This window comes from Corynebacterium sp. LK26 (genome assembly GCF_014335085.1).
GTDB lineage: Bacteria > Actinomycetota > Actinomycetes > Mycobacteriales > Mycobacteriaceae > Corynebacterium > Corynebacterium jeikeium_D.
Genome location: NZ_PDHB01000001.1, coordinates 547780 through 571305, shown reverse-complemented (window position 1 = coordinate 571305; position 23526 = coordinate 547780). Strand labels below are relative to the sequence as shown.

17 protein-coding genes are annotated in these 23526 nt (G+C 56.2%); 11 read left to right on the top strand and 6 right to left on the bottom strand.

The annotated features are described in order from the left end of the window. Window positions 1–71: 71 nt before the first annotated feature. Window positions 72–938: a hypothetical protein gene (locus tag CRD13_RS02510; RefSeq protein WP_070858431.1), complete on the bottom strand. Its 867-nt coding sequence runs from the start codon at window positions 936–938 to the stop codon at window positions 72–74. Between the two features lie 138 nt (window positions 939–1076). Here CRD13_RS02510 and CRD13_RS02505 point away from each other — a divergent pair, with 138 nt between their 5' ends. Next, on the top strand, window positions 1077–1889 hold the full coding sequence (locus CRD13_RS02505) for a (2Fe-2S)-binding protein (protein ID WP_187401223.1): 813 nt from the start codon (window positions 1077–1079) through the stop codon (window positions 1887–1889). 198 nt (window positions 1890–2087) lie between these two features. Continuing rightward, on the top strand, window positions 2088–2927 hold the full coding sequence (locus CRD13_RS02500; RefSeq protein ID WP_187401222.1) for a hypothetical protein: 840 nt from the start codon (window positions 2088–2090) through the stop codon (window positions 2925–2927). 28 nt (window positions 2928–2955) lie between these two features. Here CRD13_RS02500 and CRD13_RS02495 read toward each other — a convergent pair whose 3' ends face one another. Next, a complete protein-coding gene (locus CRD13_RS02495) occupies window positions 2956–3510 on the bottom strand; it encodes a hypothetical protein (RefSeq protein WP_187401221.1) in 555 nt (184 codons plus the stop codon). 277 nt (window positions 3511–3787) lie between these two features. On the opposite strand from CRD13_RS02495, the gene CRD13_RS02490 reads away from it, so the two are divergent. The 5 genes from CRD13_RS02490 to CRD13_RS02470 all read left to right on the top strand — a co-directional run bounded on the left by CRD13_RS02490 (window position 3788) and on the right by CRD13_RS02470 (window position 10615). After that, window positions 3788–4870 carry a S1 family peptidase gene (locus CRD13_RS02490; RefSeq protein WP_255467755.1) on the top strand — a complete coding sequence of 361 codons (1083 nt, stop codon included), beginning with the start codon at window positions 3788–3790 and terminating at the stop codon, window positions 4868–4870. A 255-nt stretch (window positions 4871–5125) separates the two neighbouring features. Beyond that, window positions 5126–6265 (top strand): trypsin-like serine protease, encoded by a 1140-nt coding sequence (locus CRD13_RS02485; protein WP_242451381.1) that lies wholly within the window; start codon window positions 5126–5128, stop codon window positions 6263–6265. 150 nt (window positions 6266–6415) lie between these two features. Then, a complete protein-coding gene (locus CRD13_RS02480) occupies window positions 6416–7801 on the top strand; it encodes a Sau3AI family type II restriction endonuclease (RefSeq protein ID WP_069358841.1) in 1386 nt (461 codons plus the stop codon). 124 nt (window positions 7802–7925) lie between these two features. Beyond that, window positions 7926–9209, top strand: a complete 1284-nt coding sequence (gene dcm / locus CRD13_RS02475; protein ID WP_069358840.1) for a DNA (cytosine-5-)-methyltransferase — start codon at window positions 7926–7928, stop codon at window positions 9207–9209. 23 nt (window positions 9210–9232) lie between these two features. After that, window positions 9233–10615: an MFS transporter gene (locus tag CRD13_RS02470; RefSeq protein WP_070429347.1), complete on the top strand. Its 1383-nt coding sequence runs from the start codon at window positions 9233–9235 to the stop codon at window positions 10613–10615. Here CRD13_RS02470 and CRD13_RS02465 read toward each other — a convergent pair. Then, a complete protein-coding gene (locus tag CRD13_RS02465) occupies window positions 10612–11544 on the bottom strand; it encodes a bile acid:sodium symporter family protein (protein WP_187401219.1) in 933 nt (310 codons plus the stop codon). The genes CRD13_RS02470 and CRD13_RS02465 overlap by 4 nt on opposite strands. A 713-nt stretch (window positions 11545–12257) precedes the next feature. Here CRD13_RS02465 and CRD13_RS02460 point away from each other — a divergent pair. Then, complete coding sequence (locus CRD13_RS02460; RefSeq protein WP_187401218.1) at window positions 12258–14432, top strand: DEAD/DEAH box helicase; 2175 nt, start codon at window positions 12258–12260, stop codon at window positions 14430–14432. Window positions 14433–14603: 171 nt separating this feature from the next. Here the strand turns inward: CRD13_RS02460 and CRD13_RS02455 are convergent, their stop codons facing one another. The 3 genes from CRD13_RS02455 to putP all read right to left on the bottom strand — a co-directional run bounded on the left by CRD13_RS02455 (window position 14604) and on the right by putP (window position 17472). Continuing rightward, window positions 14604–15104, bottom strand: a complete 501-nt coding sequence (locus tag CRD13_RS02455) for a DUF2269 domain-containing protein (protein WP_187401217.1) — start codon at window positions 15102–15104, stop codon at window positions 14604–14606. 108 nt (window positions 15105–15212) lie between these two features. Continuing rightward, window positions 15213–15851 (bottom strand): HNH endonuclease family protein, encoded by a 639-nt coding sequence (locus CRD13_RS02450; protein ID WP_187401216.1) that lies wholly within the window; start codon window positions 15849–15851, stop codon window positions 15213–15215. Window positions 15852–15948: 97 nt separating this feature from the next. Beyond that, complete coding sequence (gene putP / locus CRD13_RS02445; RefSeq protein ID WP_370549528.1) at window positions 15949–17472, bottom strand: sodium/proline symporter PutP; 1524 nt, start codon at window positions 17470–17472, stop codon at window positions 15949–15951. Between the two features lie 578 nt (window positions 17473–18050). Here putP and CRD13_RS02440 point away from each other — a divergent pair. Genes CRD13_RS02440 through CRD13_RS02430 form a run of 3 tightly spaced genes read left to right on the top strand, consistent with a single transcriptional unit; the run spans window position 18051 to window position 23526 of the window. Continuing rightward, window positions 18051–21290: a DEAD/DEAH box helicase gene (locus tag CRD13_RS02440; RefSeq protein WP_070862732.1), complete on the top strand. Its 3240-nt coding sequence runs from the start codon at window positions 18051–18053 to the stop codon at window positions 21288–21290. Continuing rightward, window positions 21290–22348 (top strand): hypothetical protein, encoded by a 1059-nt coding sequence (locus CRD13_RS02435; protein WP_070429342.1) that lies wholly within the window; start codon window positions 21290–21292, stop codon window positions 22346–22348. The genes CRD13_RS02440 and CRD13_RS02435 overlap by 1 nt, the downstream gene beginning before the upstream one ends. Before the next feature lie 2 nt (window positions 22349–22350). Beyond that, on the top strand, window positions 22351–23526 hold the full coding sequence (locus CRD13_RS02430; protein WP_070652904.1) for a DNA repair exonuclease: 1176 nt from the start codon (window positions 22351–22353) through the stop codon (window positions 23524–23526).

The following is a 23526-nucleotide window of genomic DNA, read 5'->3' as shown; positions in this document are numbered from 1 at the left end:
GTGGGTACCGCTCTTCCATTGAAAAACGTCGCTGAAGGGTAAGTCGCTGAAGGGTAATCGGGTAAGAGGAACTACTTATTCTTCTTTTTCTTCGGCCACTTCAGCGCCGAGGGAATAGAGAACCTAGATGACTTTGAGTCCTTCTTCGAGTCCTCAGAGGTGTTGGATTTAGCCGGTAGCTTTCGCTCAAAGTCCGACCAATCCTGGGGAAGTGGGCCCAGAGATGCGCGAGTGGAGCTGATAAGAATGCCACCGAGCTTGCGATTTGCGGAGGCCCCAACCACGGCGCCAATTCCAAATGGCAAAATCTTACCGATGATGGCCAGACGAGCGTTCTTCATCAAGCGCTTGCGTGCCTCGCGAATCAGCAGGCGGTTTGCTGCACCCAGCTGCGGAACACCAAGCCGTGGCAGTAGAGAATTCACGGAAGTTTTGGTCTGCTTCCGCAGCGATTCCTCGCCAAGCAGAGAGGCCATAATAGCTGTCCCCTCAGAACCACTCATGGCCGCAAGAATCAGCGTGCGACGGCGTTGCGGATTGGTGATGTCAATATTGCGCAGGGTTGCTGAGGCCAGTGTGTACCAGGCTGATGCTTCCAGGAACAGCAGTGATTCACCGGTAACCGCAGCCAAGCCCGTGATCATGCCGACGCCGGGAAGAACCGCACTGCCGCCGGCGGCACCACCGGTGCCAGTGACCAGGTTGAGGTAGTGGGAATCAATACGTTCCTGTACCTGCGCCGGAGTTTCATCTTTTTTGCGCTTGTGTAGGGAACTGACGTACCCGGTGATGGCAGACGACTGCCAGCTCATGGTCTTATCCAGGGTTTGGATAAGAAGGGTTCCCAGTTTTCCGGCATCACGTTCGATCGCTTCGGGGGTTGAGTTCACCGCATCAGTTACTGTGCGAGTTGAATCCTTCTTCGTCTTTTGGAACAAAGTAGTAGACCTCCTAAACGGGTCCGTTGAGAGCCATATGCCCATATAAACACTACTGAGCTGTGGGGAAATTCCGTAGTCGGTGGAAAAATAGACAGGTGTACGGCGATTAACACAGTCGATAGAAGGATGAGACTGGTGAACGATGTCACGCGGGGTGCCGCATTGCCTCCCGAGTACTCCCAGCTTTTGGCGGACTTTCCTCGGTTTTCCGCAGATGTCACGCCTCACGACGGCGCTGCGGAGTGGCACCTTTCTACCGAAGCTGTAGCCGCCGGAATTGAGGCTGGGAGAAAGCTGTTTCCCATGCCCGAGGTTGAGGTGGATACCCGTTTCCAGGCCCAGTTGTGGTGGTGGTCCATGTGCGGAGCATTGGTAGGGCCATCGCTGGCATGCGTGTTGGTGTCCGATCGAGTTCCAGTGTGGCAGTGGTCTTCTTGGCTCACATTTCTTCGAGATGACTATTGGGTTGGTTTCCAAGCTCAACAGTTTGAAAGCATTTCCGCTGAGGATGCGGATGAGCTGAAGGATTCCGGCGAAGCACTGGCTCATTTCTTGGAGCCGTTGGCTCAGGTTGTTGGAGAAGTCGGGGAAATCAAACCTGCCCCTCTTTGGGCCGTGGCTGCCGACTCCGTAGCTAACGCCGCAATATCCGCCGGTAATGAGCTGATGGAGCCCTGGCGCGGAGCGCTTATTGGCAAACATGTCGTTGAGGGAATACAGCGAGTACATCGGGTCCCTCTTCCTCGTTTCATGGATTCCTGCGGAGGCGAGGTGCGCCCCTGGGATGAAGCCGCTGCTGAATCGGGAGAAGAACCGGACTTCGATGTAGTTACTCACCTGGAGAGAGCTACTTGCTGCATGATTTATCACAGCCCAGATGCCGATCTGTGTGTCTCCTGTCCAAAACGTTCTCGTGAGGAACGCCATCAACTCTGGGCACGCTACTGAGCGCTCTGTTTTCGAGAATCGACAGCTGGCGGCCTGCTCCTCAACCGACCGCGTTGGCGGCTTTGCAGCAGCACGCACGCTGCCGGCGTGATCTTTCGCAGCAATTGCCGGGGGCATGAGCCACCCCATGATTGCGCGTTTGTCGCTACGATTGGCTGCGGGTAGAGGCCAATTATCTTTCAAGGGAGGATTCCACCCATGAGCTTTTTCGAGCAGATTGCTGCGGCACTGGACCGCGAGGGCATTGAAAGCCGTGTCAACGATGACACCCTCTTCGTCCCCATTACCTCTGACCTGGAGGTTCAGTTCGTCACCATTGATGAGGACATCCCGGCTGCCGAAGTTTACGTAGCCGCTGCCGATGTGGATGATGAGGACGACGAGTTCGAAGCTGTTCTGGTCTCCGCTGTATTCTCCGTCGAAGACGCCGTCGCGGCAGTCGCCCACCATGTAGCTACTGACCAGGTTGTTGGCCTGCTGCGCACTCTGCTCGATGGCGATGATGACCGCATTGCTGACCTGGAGTTTGAACAGGACCCCGAAGAGGCAACCCTGGTCACCTCCGAAGTTGGTACCTCCTCGTTGATTCAGGTTTTGGTAACTGCCCACAACAACGAGCCCAGCGCACACGTCCGCTTCATCTCCCAGGACGCAAACTTGGACGACATCGTCGACCAGGCCATCGCGGAGTTCTGGGACTCGGACACTGAAACGGTTCTCACCGATGATGACCGTCGCAAGATGTTCGCTGACCTCTACTCTGACATCCAAACCTTGCGCAATGAGGTTCTGACGCTGGGCACCTTCAAGGACTTTGACAAGTTGATGGATGTCCTTGCGCTCGTGGTAGACCGCGCAGAGGAATGGGAAGATCAGCTGGCACCCGTCGATGACGGGTATGCGGAGTACATCTACTCTGATCACGTTGCCTCCTTGGACGAGGATGATGACGACGAGGACGATGATGACCTCTACGACGATGGCGACTATGACGACGAGGACGACGAGGACGACGAAGAAGGCGACGACAGCGAGTAGCCGTACTGCGGCAGTGCTGTGACCAGTGCTAAGCCGCTGATGGGCTAGAAGAAAAGAGTTCGTTAGGACACGGCAGTGGCCGCGCGTCCCTGGTGCCAATCCAGCTATAACGGCGCCCGGGGAGTGCGAGGTCAGTGCCGTTTTCGTGTATCTTGCTGCAGTCCTGCGCACGATGGAGAGCCTCAGCCACAGCCCGAGTACGTCGGCGGTTTTCTTCCCGCGTCCGATTCGAACCGCCAATTCCGCGGAGGACTACCTCCGATGAGGATTCCACCTTGACGGAAACGGAGTACATGAACATGGGCTCATCCTTCAGGATGAAGTATTCCGCGTGCACGTCGGCAAGCTGAGAGACCAGTGCGCGAGGAAGCGCTATCCGTGATGCGCGGACGGTGACCACAGGCCCGTCGGGAAGCGAGAAGGTGTGATCTAGCGCGCCGGGCGAATGCCTACGGGCGATGGTGGGGTGGCAGAGGATTGTGCGGATGAGGTCGAGGTCTTCGAAACATTCTGCACGGTAGGTAGCGGATAGTGGGGGAAGAGCTAGGCGGCGATGAATGGGAAACTCGTCTGCTGTGTTCATGGCTCACAAGTTATCGAACGCCCCGGACTCATTTTTTCGAACATATAGAACGCATGTTCGAGATATGTTTAGCATCAATGGGTAACCCAAGTGGGGGTAGTCAATTGGCTAGGTATCTGGTGTTATTGCAGGGACACGTGGGGTTGTGGAAACGATTCGATAACGACTTTTGTAAAAGTCCAAGAGTCTGAGAAAACGCTATTTCTGGGGGTGGGGTGGTGGATTAGTGTAGGGGATGGTCCTAAAGGAAAACTAAAAATTTGAAAGATTCGTCTCAATGAAGCACGCAAGAAGTCGAATGGCGGTATCGGCTTTCGCAGCACTTTTGTCCTTGGCAGCCCCGGTCGCGGCACATGCTGTCGTGGTTGGTCCGGGTGACCCGATTCGAACTCCCATGGAGGGAAGCCCGTGGGATGGGCATCGAAATATCAACTCGCCGATGTGTTCGGCGGGTGTTCCTGGGACGGTGACGGACCGCAATGGGGAAAAGCATCGGGTCATGTTGACCGCAGGGCACTGCGTGAATGATGCTCCGGATGTGGGGCTGCCAATCGTTACCGGTGAGGTGTATGTGCCAACCACCGAAGGCGATAAGCGCATTGGTACGACAGGTGCTCACCGTTGGGAAGTGCCGCAGGAAGATGCCGGACTGGAGTCGTTGCCGGCGGCCTTTAATGGTGCAGACTATGGAGTAATCAACCTTGATCCGGACGTAGAAACTACCGGCGCAAGTTACTCCATCGATGAAAATGGTCAGAGCTACGGGGAGCCTGTAGCGATGACTGGCATTCAAGACAATGAAGACCTGCCGCGTGGCGAAGTCTCCTTCGATAATTTTGGCAAACCTATCTGTAAGGACGGCATGCGTACCGGACGTGCCTGTGGCTATCAGGTATTCCGGGCTCGAAACGGCATTTGGACGGTTGGTATTGGCGTTGACCATGGTGACTCCGGCGGAAATGCCTATGATCCGACCACTAACGAAGTTATTGGCGTAAATTCGATGACCTTCGGTCCGGTCTCGCGTGTGATGCCCGCAGATATCGCCATTCAGGAGGCCTACGGCATTCCCGACGGCCAGGTAAACGACCACTTTGAGGTATCGGATTCCACGGCTCAGCGCGACTCCACCTATCGCACCCTCAACGAGGATATGGCGGCGGATCAGGAGTACGCCCGGACGCAGAATTCGCAGGATTCTCAGGAAGGTTCTGTACCGCAGTTAACTGATCTTGTGGACCAGTTGCCGCAATCGCCGCAACTGCCTGAGCTGCCACAATCGCCCCAATTGTCACAATCGTCACAGCCGTTTGAGCTGCCTCAGTTGGCAGAAATTCAGCTTCCAAGCTTTGAGGGCTAGCACCAGTCTGAGAATCTGACAAAAATCACCCCCGAACCGTTAAGAGAGCCAGAATCATCCAAGGCGGATGGTTCTGGCTCTTGCATTGCTGTTGAACAAACCTTTTGATGTGTAATGCGCGTGCCGTGAAGGCGATTGAACGGTTCCTCGACTGAGAATTTCACCCTAGGTTCCATTTTTGGAGAGCTTTGTAAAGGTGTCCCCAATACACTGAGTGGGACAAGTTTTCTGTACAGAAATGGAGTATCGCACACTATGGTCAGTTCGAAGAAGGTCGCCACACTTACGGCTGCACTGTCGGTAGCTGCAGGTGGCTTTGTGCCCGGAATCGCGGTAGCTGAGGCTGCACCGGCAAACTCGGATGTTGTCATCGGCCCGGGCTCGCCGTTGCGAATGCCGTTCCCGAGCAGCAAGAACATCGATGGACGTCATGTTCAGTCCCCGATGTGCTCTCTGGGAGTTCCTGGCACCGTTGTGGATCAGAATGGCGTTTCGCATCGTGTCATCATGACTGCCGGCCACTGTGTTGTGGCGAAGGATACTGAAACCGGCGAAGAGGTCACCGGCCAGTTCTTCATCCCAACCAAGGATGGCGACAAGCTGGTCAACAAGGACTACATGGGCACCGATGTCATGCCGGAAGAGGGTGACTTCGACGAAAACACCACTATGCCGGAGTTCTTCAACGACCTCTTCAATAGCGGTGACTACGGCATCATTGAGGTTCAGGACGACATCAAGACCACCTCTATGTCCCACTCTGTTGATGAGTTCGGCAACGTCCACGGCGAGCCGGTTCAGATCGTCGGTATCGAGGACAAGCGCACTCTCGAGCCGATGGAGATTTCCTTCGACAACCTCGGTGAGCCCGTGTGCACCGACGGTTCCCGTACCGGCCGTGGCTGCGGCTTCCAGGTCTTCCGAGTCCGCAATGGTGTCTGGGCTATCGCTCCGATTGACCACGGCGATTCGGGCGGAAACGCTTTCAACCCGGAGACTCGCGAGGCCATTGGCGTTAACTCCATGGGCATCGGCCCGCTGAGTCGCTTCCAGCCGATTGACGTTGCTCTTGAAGAGCAGTACGACATCCCGGACGGCCAGGTCAACGAGCGCTTCAAGGTAGAGACCTCCACTGAACCGCAGTCCGAGTTCCGCACGATTGACGAGGACTCCCAGTACACCAAGCAGCACGTCCCACAGGAAGAGCCGGAGCTGGGCCCGATTGGCGAGCTGCTCCCAGAGGGCGTCGAGGTCCCGCCGGAGATTGCCGACATCATCTCGGAGAGCCCGTCTCTCCCGGAGCTGCCGATTCCGGAGCTGTCGGGTGCGACCGCTCAGGCAACGCAGTCTGTCAGCAACATTTCCTCGCAGGCGAACCTGCCGAGCCTGTTCTAATCAGGTCACCGCAGTCTCGTAGATAGGGCGTTCGCTTTACGACGCTCCGTTCAACCCCCTATTCCGCCACAGTGGCGGGGTAGGGGTTTGGCTTTCGTATTTTGGCCGCAAAATTATATAAGCTAAACGCACCAGCATACGAAAAGAGATATGCAGGAATCGAGTGATGGGACATTTTTTGCTATGAAGAGCTTTTCGACTGAGCTAGGCTATGACGATTCTGATGTGGAGTCAGTTGTAAACTACGCCGAAAAGATAGTCGGAAAATCTCTTCGAGAGGCACTTGGTGTCGAGGATTTGGATGATCCGAGGGTAAAGCGAGGGGCATTCGGTTCCGCGTTAGAGACACTCTATTTCAAGATTCCGGCTAACAGTAATGCAGAAGCAGACTTTACAAAAATAGGCGTCGAACTAAAAAGTACGCCGATGAAATTGACTAAAAAAGGTGATTATTCCGCAAAGGAACGTCTTGTCCTTTCGATGATTGACTACTTTTCACTCCCTGAGGAACAGTGGGTTGAGTCGCATCTGCTGGCCAAGATTAGCCGCATGCTATTAGTGGCATACCTTTTTGAAAAGGATAAGAATCCTGTCGATTACCAGGTTCTTCTCGCGAAGCTTTGGGAACTGTCGCAGGATGACATTGTCCAGCTTCGCAGTGACTGGGAATTGATTCAGGAGAAGGTCCGACGAGGACAAGCGCACACCATTTCATCTGGTGACACGATGTACCTGGAAGCCTGTACTAAGGCAGCGAATAGCACGATTACGCGGAAGCAGCCATTCTCGGATGAGCCGGCGAAGCCTCGGGCATGGGCCTTTAAGCGGAGTTATATTGATGTCATTCTCAACGGCATGCTTAATGCTCAAGAGATTGAACGAAAGCAATCAGAAGCAGATATGGATTTGCTTGGGCTGGTAAAGAAGCGATTCGCGCCGTATATGAATCGTACCCTTACTAGCTTGGCTGAAGGCTTGGGTTACAGTAACACCCGCCTTCCTAAGCATATTGGCAGTCTTATTGTTAAGAGTATTCTCGGTGTGGACAAGGAATCTGAAATTGCTGAGTTTGTAAAAGCTGGGATCGTCCCTAAGGTTATCCGTTTGAAGAGAAATGGAAAGCCCAAGGAATCCCTATCTTTTCCAAGGTTTTCCTACCGTGATTTGGTGGAGCAAGATTTCGAGCAAAGCGAGTTCAGTGAGCAGTTGGCGCAGAAGTACCTTTTTGTTGTCTTCTGCGAAGATGAGTCGAATCTTGGAGAGTTTCGACTAGCGGACGTACTGTTTTGGCAGATGCCTGACTCTGACTTGGTAGAGGCACGTGCATGTTACGACCTGATGCGGGAGCGTGTAATCGACGGGCGCGCTAGCGAGTCGGTTAAGAGTACGGAGAACCGTTGCTGTCACGTTCGGCCGAAGGCTCGAAACAAGGCAGATACAGCTGTTACTCCGCGAGGTGAAACTGTGGTCAAAAAGTCCTTTTGGTTGAACGCGGGGTACGTGGGTGATGAGATCAGTCGGGTTCTAAATTCCTAGAGATTTAGAAATAGTGTTCGAATAAGGCGGCGGTTTTGGTTAACTATCGGCCAGTTTGATCCGGCCTCTGTGTCATGGTTAGAATCACTCTGACGTATCAGAACACAGTAGCGATTGGAGAAACGTGTCTGATAAAACCATTCGCGTAGCCGAATTGTTCGCGGGAGTAGGTGGCTTTCGCCTCGGCTTAGACGGCTATCAGGATCAAAGCGACGGTATAGCATCTCTTCCGGCGGCAGGACCATTTGAGACCGTGTGGGCTAACCAGTGGGAACCACCAGGAACTCCAGCTCGCCAGTTTGCATGGCGCTGTTATGTAAACAGGTTCGGGGAGAACAGCTGTGTGAATGAAGACATCAACGTTGTTCTCGACAATGCGGAAGCCGGGCTGTTCGAAATTCCCGATGTAGACATGGTTGTGGGAGGGTTTCCGTGCCAGGACTACTCAGTTGCCAAACCGCTATCGCAAGCAGGTGGGATTGAAGGGAAAAAAGGTGTCCTCTGGTGGGATATCTACAGGTTCCTTAAGCTAAAGAGCCCCAAGTATGTCTTGTTGGAAAACGTTGATCGATTGCTGAAGAGCCCTGCTACTCAGCGAGGTCGCGACTTTGCAATTATGTTGTCGTGCTTCGGTGACCTCGGCTACTCCGTCGAGTGGAGGGTGATTAATAGTGCTGAGTATGGTTTTCCGCAGCGACGTAAGCGGGTCTACATCTATGCAGTTAAGAATCCCGGCACCTGGGAATTAGAGCAGCGCGCTAAGGATGGCATCATGGCCGCGGCTTTACCAATTGAGGAACCTCTGCATTTCACAGAAGTTGTGATTCCAGAGGATCCATATGAAGCAACAAAGACGTTTTCACTAGGTGCCAAGAAGTCTCCATTCGAAACTGGAGGCATAATGCAGAACTTCAAGGCGCTGACATTTTCTGTGGTTGAGTCCTATGATGGGCCTCGACAAGTTCTTGGGGATGTCCTTGTTGATGAGTCTGCTGTTCCAGATTCTTTCGTTATTCACGCGGATGAAGTTCATAAGTGGGAGTATCTGAAGGGTTCAAAGCGCGAAGAACGAGTCAATAAAAAGACTGGTTTTACGTATTTGTACAGTGAGGGGAGTATGTCCTTCCCGGACTCGACGGAAAAGCCCTCCCGAACGATTTTGACTGGTGAAGGCGGAAAATCGGCCTCCCGTTTCAAGCATGTGGTTAAGGTGGATGGAAGACTGCGTCGTCTAGTTCCAGATGAACTGGATGCTCTGCAAGGATTCCCTAAGGGATGGACGGACACAGGAATGACCGACGGCCATCGTGCCTTTTGCATGGGTAATGCACTAGTAGTTGGAATTCCTCATTTGATTGGCAAAGAGTTGGCCCGGCGAATTGAAAGTGAAATGGGCGACTCTGACTAGAGGTTTTAGAAAGGACCGTTACCTTGTCAGCTTCCCGTTCGCGCGACCTGCTTCGTCGTAAAGCAAAGTGCGAATCTCAGCCGGATATCGCATCGGAGGTGGGAAGCAAACCACAAGGTCGGGATTCTTGGCAGGGTGAATTAGACGGGACTAAACAGCCGATTCCGCGAGAGATTTGGATTCTGGTCAGCGCTGCGTTCATCATTGCGCTGGGCTTCGGTCTGATTGCACCGATCTTGCCGCAGTACGCGCGCAGCTTCGATGTGGGGGTGTTCGCGGCCAGCTTCGTGGTCAGTTCGTTCTCCATTTTCCGGCTAATCTTCGCGCCGGCATCGGGCTCACTGGTAGAGAAGCTCGGATATCGACGCACGTACCTAACCGGCATCAGTATTGTCGCGTTCTCGACTTTGCTTGTCGGTATTGCGCAGACATATTGGCAACTGCTGGCGTTTCGTGCGCTCGGAGGCATCGGTTCGACGATGTTTACGGTCTCGGCAATGGGGCTGATTGTGCGGATTTCACCGCCGGAGATCCGCGGTAAGAGCTCGGCCGCCTACGGCACAGCCTTCCTGTTGGGCAATGTCTTTGGCCCGATCATTGGTGCTGCAATGGGCGCATGGGGCATGCGGATGCCGTTTTTCATCTACGGTGGGGCGCTGATCGTGGCAACGATTGTGGTCGGCATGTCGCTGAGTGCGGAGCATCTTCGCCATGTAGTGCCCAAGCGCACGACCCCGGTGCTGAGGTTCTCCGAGGCAATCCGTGACTCGGCATATCGGAGCGCACTAGTCGGAGCCTTCGCCAACGGTTGGTCGAACTTCGGTGTGCGCGTCGCGATTGTCCCGCTGTTCGCCGCGGCAACGTTTTCCCATGTTGGCACCCCAGAACCGGGCAGCGATGGGGCAGTAGCCGCCACTGCCACAGCTGGTTTCGCGCTGACGGCCTTCGCGCTCGGCAATGTCACGGCACTGCAGTTTTCCGGCCGTCTCTCCGACCGCATCGGCCGTCGCCCTCTGCTCATCACGGGCCTGTTCATCAACGGCGTGTTCACGGGCGCTATCGGATTTAGCAGCGGTGCCATTCCGCTACTGATTCTCTCCGTCCTCGCGGGTTTCGGCGCTGGCATGATCAATCCATCGCAGCAGGCCGTGCTTGCCGACGTCATCGGCGCCAACCGCCAAGGTGGAAAGGTGCTGGCCAATTTCCAGATGGCTCAGGACTTCGGAGCGATCTCTGGCCCGCTGATTGTCGGCGCAATTGTGGATGCCGCAGGGTTCAAGGCCGGTTTCTTTGTTTGCGGTGTCATTTCGCTGGTCGCAATGGTGGGCTGGATCTTCGGGCGAGAGACTCTACCAGCCCACTCGTCGAACAGCGGAGCCAAAGAAGCCGAAGCAAAAACAGCTTAAGCAGAAGCGGATTTGCTAGTTTCCTTGCCTTCATCGACCTTTCGGCAAATAGCCACATAGATAGCGCCAGTAATGTTATGCACCACAGCGGCCACCGCGCCGGGAAGCGCTGCCTCCGGGGTAAAGAACTTCGCTGCCATACCGGAGGACAGGCCAGCGGACTGTGTGCCGACCTCCACGGCCACCGTGCGCTTGCCCGCAGTCGGCATCCCCACCAGCTGGCCTGCAAAGAAGCCGAGCACGTAGCCCAGAACGTTGTGGATGATCACAGCCACAAACACAATCAGGCCAATGTTCGCCAGGCTCTCAGCGTTCTTGGCCACGGCACCGAAGACCACGCCACCGATACCGAGAATAGAAATCCACGGCAGGATTGGGAGGATCTTGTTAATAAAGGTATCGGCCACAAAGCGGATAATCAGACCGCCAATCACTGGCAGGAGGACTGTCTGACAGAGGCTCCAGGCCATCCCGAGGCCGTCGACCTCCGTGTGCGCGTCGGCAAGCACGAGCATGAGAAACGGCGTCATGATTGGCGAAACTAGCGTCGACACGCTGGTCATAGCGACGGACAGCGCGACATCACCGCGTGCCAAGTAAGCGATAACGTTCGATGAGGTGCCGCCTGGGACGGAGCCCAGCATCAGCAGGCCGACGGCGAGTGCCGGGTTGAGTCCGAGGGCTTCAGCCACGGCAATCGCCAGCAGCGGCATGATGACAAACTGCGCAATGACGCCGAAGAGAATCGCCAACGGGCGCTTAGCGACCTGCTTAAAGTCCGGGATGGTCAGGGTGAGGCCCATCGCGAACATGATGATCATCAGGAAGTACGTGATGTAATCCGTCAGCGGAGTAAACGGGGCGGGGAAGAAGAATGCCAGCGCCGAACCCGCCAAAATAAAGCCCGGAAACCCGAGAACTTCAATCATTGCCGAGAGCTTCGACGGCTGTGTATCCGGCTGCCCGCCATTCCCAGAAAACTCGTCGGGATAATGTGGTTTTAGCGGGGACTGCCGGGGCGATGACGGCTGCGGTTCAGATGAATTACTATTGCTGGGCATTTTCGAGCGACCTTGGGTTTATACGTTGTGTAGTTGCAAAAGTCCGCCGAACGGTGGGTGTTCCACGGCGGAACATAGCTGATATGTGTACAAACTTGTAGGGAAAATGTTAGCCACCTCACCCCAGGAAATTACAAAATAGGCACCCCGAAGTGGGTGAAATGCGCTCGCTTAACGACGGCCCCAGCGCCGGGGCCTCATCCAAGAAATCGACCGCCTAGTGTTGTGACCTTGCGGACAGGAAATGGTTTTTTGACCGACGGTGGCGTAGTCTGGGCAATCGGTGTGAAATCCTGACGACAATGTCGCAGAGAATCTGGCAGCGGTATAAATTCGCTGGTGAAACGCTTGAAAGTGCATAGTGCATGATGGGCGCCCCTCCCCGGAAGTAAAAGCTGAATTGGGTTTGGGCGCAATTTTTCGAAGTATGTGCAAGAGAAGCGATGTCATCGCAATTCCGACGTGAGAGCACTGAAAAACAAGAACGTAAATTGGGCGGGTCATGTATGTGCGACCCAACTGTGAGTAATCAACTGTTGAATATTGAGTGTGCGGGCGAAAAGGCCCAGGAAGAGCCCCAAATGGCTAATAATGAAATGAATGGCAGCGTCGAGGAAAACCGCGAGGATCAGCGCGAAAACCGCGAGGACGCAATTGTGAAGGCCGAGGATGTAGTGGCCGGGGAAGCACCGGTGGTCGAAGAGAAGGCCGCTGAGGAAAAGACCGAAAAGGCCGAGGTCAAGGAAAAGTCCGAAAAGGCTGAGAAGAAGGCCGAAAAGAACAAAGACGACAACGACGACACCGTCGGCTTCGATGAGCTTGAGCTGCCGGATGACATTGTCAATGCAGTTCGCAAGGTTGGGTTTGAGACTCCGTCCCCAATTCAGGCTGCTACTATCCCGACTCTGATGAGCGGCCGCGACGTCGTCGGCCTGGCTCAGACTGGTACCGGTAAGACCGCGGCGTTTGCGCTGCCGATTCTGGCTCGCATTGATCGCTCCGTCCGCGCACCTCAGGCTCTGGTGCTTGCTCCGACCCGTGAGCTGGCGCTGCAGGTTGCGGACTCCTTCCAGTCGTTTGCTGATCACCTGGGCAAGATTCAGGTCCTGCCAATCTACGGTGGTCAGTCCTATGGAGTGCAGCTGTCGGGTCTGCGCCGAGGTGCGCAGATTATCGTCGGCACGCCTGGTCGTGTCATCGACCACCTGGAGAAGGGCTCGCTGGACATTTCCGACCTGCGTTTCCTGGTGCTGGACGAGGCCGATGAGATGCTGCAGATGGGCTTCCAGGAGGATGTCGAGCGCATTCTTGCCGACACCCCGGATGACAAGCAGGTCGCGCTGTTCTCGGCTACCATGCCGGCTGCGATTCGTCGCCTGTCCAAGCAGTACCTGACGGAGCCGGAAGAGATTACCGTCAAGTCCCAGACTCGCACTGCGGACAACATTCGCCAGCGCTTCCTGATGGTCAGCCACCGCAACAAGCTGGACGCGCTGACCCGCATCCTCGAGGTCGAGGAATTCGAAGCGATGATCATGTTCGTGCGCACCAAGCACGAGACCGAGGAGCTCGCCGAGAAGCTGCGTGCCCGCGGATTCTCCGCTGCTGCCATCAACGGCGACATCCCGCAGACTCTCCGTGAGCGCACGATTGATCAGCTCAAGGACGGTCGCCTGGACATCCTGGTGGCAACCGATGTGGCTGCTCGTGGCCTGGACGTTGACCGCATTTCCCACGTGGTCAACTACGACATTCCGCACGACACCGAGTCCTACGTCCACCGCATCGGTCGTACCGGCCGCGCTGGCCGCTCCGGCGAGGCGCTGCTCTTTGTCACCCCGCGTGAGGGGCGCCTGCTGCGCTCGATTGAGCGTGCGACCAAGTCCCAGCTGCACGAGATGAAGCTGCCGACCGTCGATGAGGTCAACGACTCCCGTAAGCAGAAGTTCGCTGATGATTTGACTGAGGCACTTGCCGATTCGCAGGTTCCGGTCTTCCGCGAGCTCATCGAGGAGTACGCAGAAGAGCACGACACTCCGCTGGTCGATATCGCCGCTGCTATCGCTGCGCAGGCACAGTCGGGCGACTTCCTGATGAAGGAGCCACCGCGTGGCCGTCGTCATGATCGTGACCGTGATCGTTTCGACCGCGACCGCAACCGTGGCCGCGATGGTCGCTCCCGCGGTGAGCGCGGTCAGGGCAAGCGCGCTGACCTGGTCGAATTCGAACGCGAGGGCACCGCAACCTACCGCATCAGCGTCGGTCGTCGCCAGCACGTCCGCCCGGGTGCCATCGTCGGTGCCATCGCCAACGAGGGTGGCCTGTCCTCCAAGGACTTCGGACACATCGACATCCGTGGCGATCACACTCTGGTCGAACTGCCGGCCAACCTGCCGCAAGAAGTCATCAACAACCTCTCCGATACCCGCATTTCCGGCCAGCTCATTGGGCTGAAGCTTGACGACGGCACCTCGGTCGACGACAGCGATGACTACCGCGGTGGCCGTGGTGGCTACCGTGGCGATCGGCGTGATGGCGGCCGCGGTCGCGGAGGATACCGTGGTGGTCGCGGTCGCGATGACCGTCGTGGTGGTGGCCGTGGCCGTGGTGGCTACCGTGGCAACTTCGATGACGGTGACGATTTCGGTGGCCGTGGTCGCGGTCGCGATGACCGTCGTGGTGGCGGTCGCGGTCGCGGTGGCTACCGTGGTGACCGTGATGACCGTCGCGGTGGTTACCGAGGCGGACGCCGCTAAACCTGCTAGGTGGGGTGAGCTGGGTGGTCGTCGTCAGGCGACAACCGACGACCGCCCTTGGCGCTGACCTAGAAAATAAAAAACTGCCGGTACGCATGTACTTTCAAACCCGATTAGTCGGGCCGAAACGTACAGACGCACCGGCAGTTTTATTGTGTCTGAGCGTGAGCTCTAGATGAAGAACATCAGGATGCCGGCGACAACCCACAGCAGGGAGAAGACGCCGGAGAACATAGCCAGCTGGCTCTTCTGCTTGTCCCAGTCGAGCTCTTCAGCCTTCTTGCGACGCTCGATGAACTCCGGATCGTCAGCATCCTCGTCTTCGTCAGCGATGCCGAGGCCGGCCATCATCAGACGCTGACGCGGAATGACCAGGAAGAACAGGAGTGCCCAAGCGATGATAGCCAGCAGGATTGCGGCGTGCATTGCCCCGGACTTCATGTAGGTAGACACATCGGTGAACATGACACCGAAGCCGAGCAGCGGCACGAGCAGCGACCACATGCCGTAGGTGCGCGAAATGGCGTGCATGGTGCGCGCGGCGCCGACCGTTCCTGCCTCTCCGCCGCGGGCTGCAAGCGCGAGCTTCGGGAACATCGAAATTGCGACAGTCACCGGTCCAAGCAGCAGGATTGCCGCCAGGACGTGAACCATAAGAACTACGTTTTGCACGTATTACCTTTCCACGACTGAATGTAGGCCTCGCGTTCAAGCGAGGAGTGGCCTGGATATTTCTTTATTAAGACCAGTCCTTAACTTAACGTGCTCGCACTATTTTCTCTATTTCGTGCCTTTCCTCGCGCGGATTCCACACGCAGCTGCCATCGCCTTCCAGTCTGCCGAGGATACGGGCAGGTCCCATTTAATGGCCACCGCTAAGTAACGATGCGAGTAGTCACACGCCTTTGCATCCTCGGGAAGCCATTCGGCCGGGCTGGCATCTCCTTTATCCCGGTTGACCGCGCTTCGTGTGGGCACGAGGTTGGTCTCGATATCGTTGCCAAATTGCCGACGCCTCTCGGAATCCCAGGCGTAGGCTCCGAAATCCCACGCCGCTGCCAACGGATAAATGTGGTCGATATCGACCTCATGCGCACCAACCGGGTCACCCGTGTAAGGGTCGGGGATTTCGCGCGGGGAGCCGTCGTCAAGCGAACACGCAGAGCCCCCGAACCAGGCCGCCAACACTTTATGGCGTGTATTGCAATCGGCAGAACCTGTCCAGACGTCAAAGCGCTCGCGTTTGTATCCGGTGACGGTGGGGCGGTCGGCGACGACGCGCACGGTGCGCAGTTGCTTGACGACGGCTTCCGTCTCCGAGCCCGCAGGGGAGGAGGTGACGAGAACTCGCGTAAGCGCAAAGGATGAGACAAAGGTGGCCGTCAGGGCGGCCAGGATGGCAAATAACAAAGGGCGCATACCTAGTTGGGCGCGAAAAATACTTTTTCGGTTCCCTTGTAGGTATGCGCCGGGGCTAGCTTGCGGGGCTAGCGGAGGCCAAGCCTAGATCAAAGCGTTAGACCAGAGCCTGCTTTGCTGCGTGGTCGAACTCTTCCTTGATCTTCTCGTTCGGCTCCTTGGTAAGCAGCGTGACAATGATCATCACGACAGTTGCAGCGGCGAAGCCCGGGACGATCTCGTAGAGAGTGTCGCTGAGCGAGCTCATGCCCCATGCGAAGGAGACAACCGCACCGGTGATCATGCCGGCAGCAGCACCAGGGGTGTTCAGACGCGACCAATAGAGGGCGGCCAGCAGCACCGGGCCGAATGCTGAGCCGAAGCCAGCCCATGCGAAGCCAACCAGATCCAGAATGGAGCTGTTCGGGTTAGCAGCGATGATTGCGGCGATGATGGCGATCAGCGCAACGGCGACGCGGGAGAGCGTCATGTAGGTCTTCGGACGCAGGGACTTGTTGACCGTTGCCTTGAACAGGTCCTCAATCAGCGCGGAGGAAGACACCAGCAGCTGCGAAGAAATGGTGGACATGATTGCTGCCAGCACTGCAGTCAGAATCAGGCCTGCAATCAGCGGGTGGAACAGGATGCGGGTCATGTCCAGGAAGATGGTCTCGTAGGAAGACGCATCAGTGACCGAAGCATCTGGGTTCGTAGCGAAGAAAACAGTTGCGGTCAGGGCCACGAGGACCGAGCCGAGCATGCACAGTGCCTGCCAGCCAACGCCCCAGCGGCGACCCTCAGTTGCGTCCTTTGCACTACGCAAAGCCATGAAGCGAACGATAATATGCGGCTGGCCAAAGTAGCCCAGACCCCAGCCGAGCAGACCGATAATCGTAATTAGCGGAATACCAGCGAACGGATCGAAGAAGGTCTCAACCGGCTGTCCCTCGCTGCCCGGGTACGGGTTGTTAGCAGCAAAGCTGAAGATGTCCGAGAAGGAGTTGCCGTTGTTAATCAGGTAGATGATGCCGACAGTCGGAACCGTCAGCAGCGCAATGAACATGATGATGCCCTGCACCGCGTCCGTGTAGGAGACAGCAAGGAAGCCGCCGAACAGGGTATATGCGACAGTGATCCCCGCAACCAGCAGCATGCCGACGAGGTAGCTGCCACCGAACGTCGACTCCCAGTAGCGGCCACCTGCGACCATGCCCGAGGAGACGTAGAAGGTGAAGAACAGCAGAATAATCAGGCCTGCGGCAACGCGCAGCACCTTCGACGTATCGTGCAGACGATTCTCCAGGAACGACGGCACGGTAATCGAGTTACGAGCAATCTTGGTGTAACTACGCAGGCGCGGTGCGGTGAACTTCCAGTTCAGCCATGCGCCTGCGACCAGGCCGATTGCAATCCAGGTCTGATTCAGGCCTGAAAGGTAAATCGCGCCGGGCAGACCCATCAGCAGCCAGCCGGACATGTCCGATGCACCCGCTGACAGTGCTGCGACGAACGGATGCAGACCGCGACCGCCAATCATGTATTCGTCATACTCTGCGGTCTTTTTCCATCCGGTCCAACCGATGTAGACCATCAACAGCAGATAAATGACTAGTGCGATGATGAACCATGTTTGTTGGTCCACAGGGCAACTCCTCATTATTTATTAGGCGTACAGTCGGACTCACGCACTGCCTAGCGCACCAAAAAGCATTTTCGGCGCACAACTCAATTTCGCTTAATCAAGTCTGCTTGACGACGTTCACAGCGCCGCGGCAGCATCGAGCCAAAAAGTGGCCGACGTCCACGGTGGAACCTGCGGTTCGCGATTCAGCACAGCTTCAGCTTCCGGACTATCTTCGACAGTCAGCGGAGCCTACTGGCACATGCGAACCATGGCAGAACTATTGCACGAGTCACACATTTTTAATTCTTGTGGCCTCTACGACGTTTTCATGTGATGCGCTGCATTGCAAGATAAAAAGCGTTGAAAAAGCTTTTAAAAATCGGTTAAGTGCGACAAATTACCTGGGAAAAGGGGTATTTGGGTAGAGGAGGAGTAATTTTTGCAAGATACATAATTCGAACATGCGTGCTAATGTTGTGGTGTGGTGGAAAAGCTGATCCGGGGTGCGTGGCAGAATCTTCATTGAACAAATATCTGGTGGCGAAGTCGCCGGGTGATTAGACGGTGATGACTGAGCAAGCAGTGGGGAGGAAGTAATGGACCAAGTTGCTAAGTCAGCGGTGCCGTTGCTGCTGCACGCGGTCTGGAAAGATGATTCGGGTCTTCACCTATGGGTGGAGCGGCCAGAGGGGCACCGGATTATTGCGGACGTGGATTTGCTGGAAGTCCCGGCGCATCAGCGTCGGCTTTTTGCAGTGCTGGACCAGGGGAGTCGAGCGCAACTGACGCTAAAACTGCGCACACCGAAGGGGCGGGCAGTAGAGAAAGCGGTACCCACATGGGTGTTCCCGCCATGGGCTGCGGTGACGGCACTGGTGCAATTGCAGGAGGAAGTTTCCTCGGCGGCGATGGCACCGGATCTTCGGTTCTTTGTGGATGTTGTACAGGGATTGGATGCTTTCGCACGCTCTGGGCGGGCATTGGTGGCGCTGACGTGGGAAGACAATGAGTGGTGGCCGACGTGGCGGATGTCGGAGGGGCTGAGTGAGATTGCTTGGCAGAGTCAGGTCATTTCTCGTACACCACCGGTATTGATTGATAACGGAGGCGCCACGGTGGCTGAGGATTTCATCAATCGGATGTTTCATTGGGTCACCAACGCGCTTCTGGCCGATCTGGATGAACCGGCAGAACAGCGGCAGAGTTTCGTGCGGTCGTTGTTGCAGTCTCAGTCCCTGGGGCGTGCGACGCCGGGGGTGGCGCAGTCACTGGCAAAGTGGAGGCTGTCGGCCGATGGTGAGGATGTTCGTCTGCAGCTAATGGTGCAGGAACCTGTTGGTTTTGAAGGCCAGCTGGAAGACTTGCCGGATGTGGATCTTCCGCAGCTGTTGGAGTTGCGGAATCGAGCGGATGAAGAAGGCGGCTCAGTAACTCGCTTCAATCCTCGTTCAGCTGCGGTGGAACATGAGACTCTATGGCCATTGCGGATGTACTACCGCATCGGCGTCGCAGCTCCGGAGCGCCTGAATCCAGAAATGTGTCGCCGGTCCGTGCTGTCGCTGCTTCGCCCGCAGCTATTGGCGGCACAGGAGGCATTCCCAACGCTCAAATATGCGAAAGCAGCGGGACACCCGGGCTTGGATCTGCTGCTGACCTCAGAGCAGCTGATAGAGCTTATGACTGATGGCATCTCGCAGCTGGCAAAGGTTGATATCGATGTGATGCTGCCGCCGAACTGGAAGTCAGTGGAGACCACCCTGCAGTTGCACACTGAAGTCGTCCAGTTAGATCCGACGGGGCCTGCTGGGCGCCGTTCGGAACCGAAACTCGGATTTGACCAACTGGTTGATTACGAGTGGAAGCTGGCCGTGGGGGATGCCGTACTGACGGAAGCGGAAATGCGTGAGCTCGCTGCATCGAGTACGGGGCTAGTGCATCTGCGAGACCATTGGGTGCACGCGAACCCAGAGGTAGCTAGGGAAGCCCTGAAGTTTTTGGTGGAGCAGACCAAGGCCGGGGAGGAAACCGGTAAGGGGCAAGCCACCCTGAAAGAGCTGGTCTTCGACGGTGGCTTAGAGTCGCAAGCTCCAGCAGCAGTGCCAGTCGCCCCCAGGGACCCCTCTTGGCTCAAGGCGTTGGTGTCGAAGTACTCAGACGGTTCCACGGCCCTCGCAGAGTCGGTCGAGGTGCCACCGAGTTTTGTCGGTGAGCTGCGGGAGTATCAACAGCGCGGTGTGGAGTGGCTGGCGGATATGTCCAACCGCGGCTTTGGTGTCATTCTCGCGGATGACATGGGGCTCGGTAAGACTGTGCAAATTCTGGCGCTGTTGGAGTATGAGCGCTGCCGTCGGAAAGCAGATGCTACGGCTCAAGGGCACAAGACTTCGCTGCTGGTGGTTCCGACAGGTGTGTTGCGCAACTGGGCAGCAGAAGCGGCAAAGTTCACTCCAGAGCTTAAGGTTGGGCTGCTGCATGGTTCAAACCGCCCTCATGGTGGGGAACTACAAGAATTTATCGGAAAACACGATGTTGTTGTGACGACCTATGGTGTTGCTACCCGCGATGTGAACGAACTCGCCCAAGTGCAGTGGGATCATGTGATTGCTGACGAAGCACAGGCAATTAAGAACCCCAACGCCCAGGTATCCAGAGCGCTGCGGAGCCTGGGCTCGCGGCACAACATCGCCATGACTGGTACTCCGGTGGAAAACGACTTGGGCGAGCTGCGCACCATCATGGATTTCTGTAATCCAGGCATGCTGGGGTCGGCGAATGCATTTCGCAACAAGTTTGCGATTCCCATCGAGCGTGATGGGAATGCGGAAATGCTACTGCAATTGCAGTCGATTACAGCACCTTTTATTCTGCGCCGACTCAAGTCGGATCCAGCTATTGCGCCGGACCTGCCCAAGAAGAATGAGCAGGTGGAGATGGTTCCTCTCACGACGGAGCAGGCTTTCTTGTATCAGGAAGCTGTGAAGGACATCGAGGACAAGCTCAAGCGCTCGAAGCGGAATCGCTCTGGCAACTTCGGGCGAAAGAGCATCATCCTCGGCGGCATCATGAAGTTGAAGCAGATTTGCAACCACCCAGCGCACTACCAGCACGACGGCTCAGGGCTGCTTAATCATGGGCAGCATCGCTCGGGCAAGGTTGCACGGCTGGAAGAGCTCGTCGATGAGATTGTCCAAAACGGTGAACGCGCGCTTGTGTTCACGCAGTTCGTGGAGTTCGGCAAGATGCTCGCCCCTCATTTCAGCAAGCGCCTGGGCGTGGACATTCCGTTTATCCAAGGGGCAATGACTCCGGCACAGCGCGAGAAAGTAGTGGCAGAGTTTAATGCCCCGGACGGCCCACCAATCATTTTGCTGTCTACTCTCGCGGCAGGTGTTGGCATCAACCTGGTTGCCGCCAACCACGTCATTCACATTGACAGGTGGTGGAATCCAGCAGTTGAAAACCAGGCCACGGACCGCTCTTACCGCATCGGTCAGCGTAAAGACGTACACGTGCACAAGCTGGTCAGTGTGGGAACGCTTGAAGAGCGTATCGACGAGCTGATTTTCGAGAAGGCAGAATTGGCGGATGCGGTTGTGCGCGCTGGTGAAACCAAGCTGACGGAGATGGACTTTCACCGTTTGCGGTCTCTGTGGCAATTGGACAAGGACAAGATTCAGTCACTGCGTGAATCGATGGACGCAGCGGAGTCAAAGTCCGGTGGGACGGTGACCGATGGGGTGAACCCGGAGGGCACGGCATCGGACTCCACAATCTCGGATGACGATTCGATTCCCAACAATGTGACCCCGTTTAGGGTCCAGAAGAGGTGGTACTGATGGCCGGTGACGGAGACGTGACATGGGGCGACAATGTCATCTTTGCCGAGTTTGGCAAGGGGCCCTCTGGAAAGCGTGGTCGTAAAAGGACTACGGCGCGAAGCGCGCCAGCAACCAGCTCGACGATTGAAAAGCTCCTGGCCACCCAGGACTGGGCTGGTGCATTTACCGGACAGCAGCGACGTGGAACCGCAGCGCGCGTGGCGGTCGAGCCACGTACTACTTTTGCCCGGTGGGTGTGGGAGTTCATCATCCGTGGCGCTGATTCGGGTCGTGTTCACAGAGGTGAGAAGTACAGGTTCGACGGCAATGTGCTGGGGCTTCGAATCGCGGATGGCTACATCATCGGTGAAGTGCAGGGCAGCCAGCCGGAACCATTTTCAGTCTTTATTCGGTTCCCACGGCGGGAGCAGAAACAAACTGACGACGTACTGCGGTGGTTGGTGAACAATCCGTCGGCCTTCACAGAGTTTGAGCACGGCGAGTTGCCGTATGAGCAGATGGAAATGCTGTTGTGCGATGGCGAAGAGCACATTTACAGCGAATGCACCTGCCCGGACCCGGCACCTGTGTGTAAGCACACCGTTGCAGTTGCCGCTCAACTTGTCGCTGATATCGACCGCGATCCGCTGTCGCTACTACAGCTGCGCGATTATCCGCAGCGCGAATTGCAACGCCGGCTTCAGGAACTAACACAGCTGCGAAACCGGACTGCGCCGAAGCGCCTCGGGCTTGGTGGCGCGGTTCGGGAGAATCCCAATAAAACCGCCCAGAAGTCGAATGACGCTGGTGGAAAAGATAGCGGTGACAACGAGCAGAAGAAGGTTGCCGAACTTTTCGCTGTCGAAGCCGACTACTGGGGCAATGATTTGGAACGAGTCAGTGTTCCTTCGCTCGAGGTTATTGACCCACTAACAGTTACCGACCGCAGTTTGCTGCATGAAGCATTGCAGCCAACCTGCGTAATTTCGAGAGAGACCATTCGTGCAGTCGCTGATTTGGAAGATTGTTGGCAACATCTGCAGGAATCGCTGAGCCTGGGACAAAAGGAGCGCTAGTCATGAAATTCATTCACACCTCAGATTGGCAACTGGGAATGACTCGGTGGTTCCTAGAGCTCGACGGCGGTGAAGCCCAAGCTAGGTTCCACGAAAGTCGACTCAACGCCATCGATCGCATCGGCGAGTTGGCGATTAGCGAAGGCGCTGAGTTCATTGTCGTCGCTGGAGACGTGTTCGATTCCAACACATTGCCGGACAAGGTGTTTTTGCGGGCTCTTGAGCGAATCGCCAAGCTACCCGTGCCGGTGTATTTCCTACCCGGCAACCATGATGCGCTTGATGCTTCTTCCATTTATCGACGTAGTGCTTTCGAATCTTTGGAAGACCGAGGAGTTTACGTAATTCGCGACAGCGCGCCCATTGCAATCCGTGACGGGGTGGAACTCATCGGTGTGCCAGTGCGCGGCAAGTATTCGGCAGACGACATCGTGGCGGAAATAGCCACGGAGCTTGAGCCCGCCGATGGAATCCGAGTGATGGTCGCACACGGCCAAGTAGAAGGCTTTGGTGCTGATGCAGGAGCCACCATTGATCTGACCAGCTTGGAACAAGCTATTGACCGCGGGGCGTTGCACTATGTTGCGCTGGGGGATTCCCACTCCACGAGCCAACTCGATCATGCTGGCAGAGTTTATTTCTCCGGCGCACACGAAACCACAGCGTACGACGACAAAGAACGGGATTCCGGCAATGCACTCGTCGTCGACATTGTAGAGAGCGGCCCCGAAAAGGACTCAGTTACCGTGGCCTCCCACCGAGTGGGGCAGTGGGCTTTTCATGCCATCGACATGGATATCACTGGTGCGGAAGACCTCGATGAGTTCTTTGCTGAACTGGACGGTATCGAGGCGAAGACAGACACAGCGGTGAAGTATTCATTGCGAGGAACCGTGACACTGTCGGAGTCGACTACCTTTGAAAATCGACTTGAGCAGTATCAACAGCTTTTCGCTGCACTTTATCGCCGGGAAAGTGGCTCCGATTTGACGGTGGTTCCGTCCGAGGGGGATATCTCTAATCTCAATCTCACCGGTTATCCGCTCATAGCTGCAGAAAAACTAACGGTCTTGAGCAAAGGGCGAACCGAGAGCGGCAGCCCCCTATCAGAATCTGAAACCACCGCAGCAGCCGATGCGCTTCGCTTGCTGGCGCGCCTGGCCGGAGAGAAGGAATAA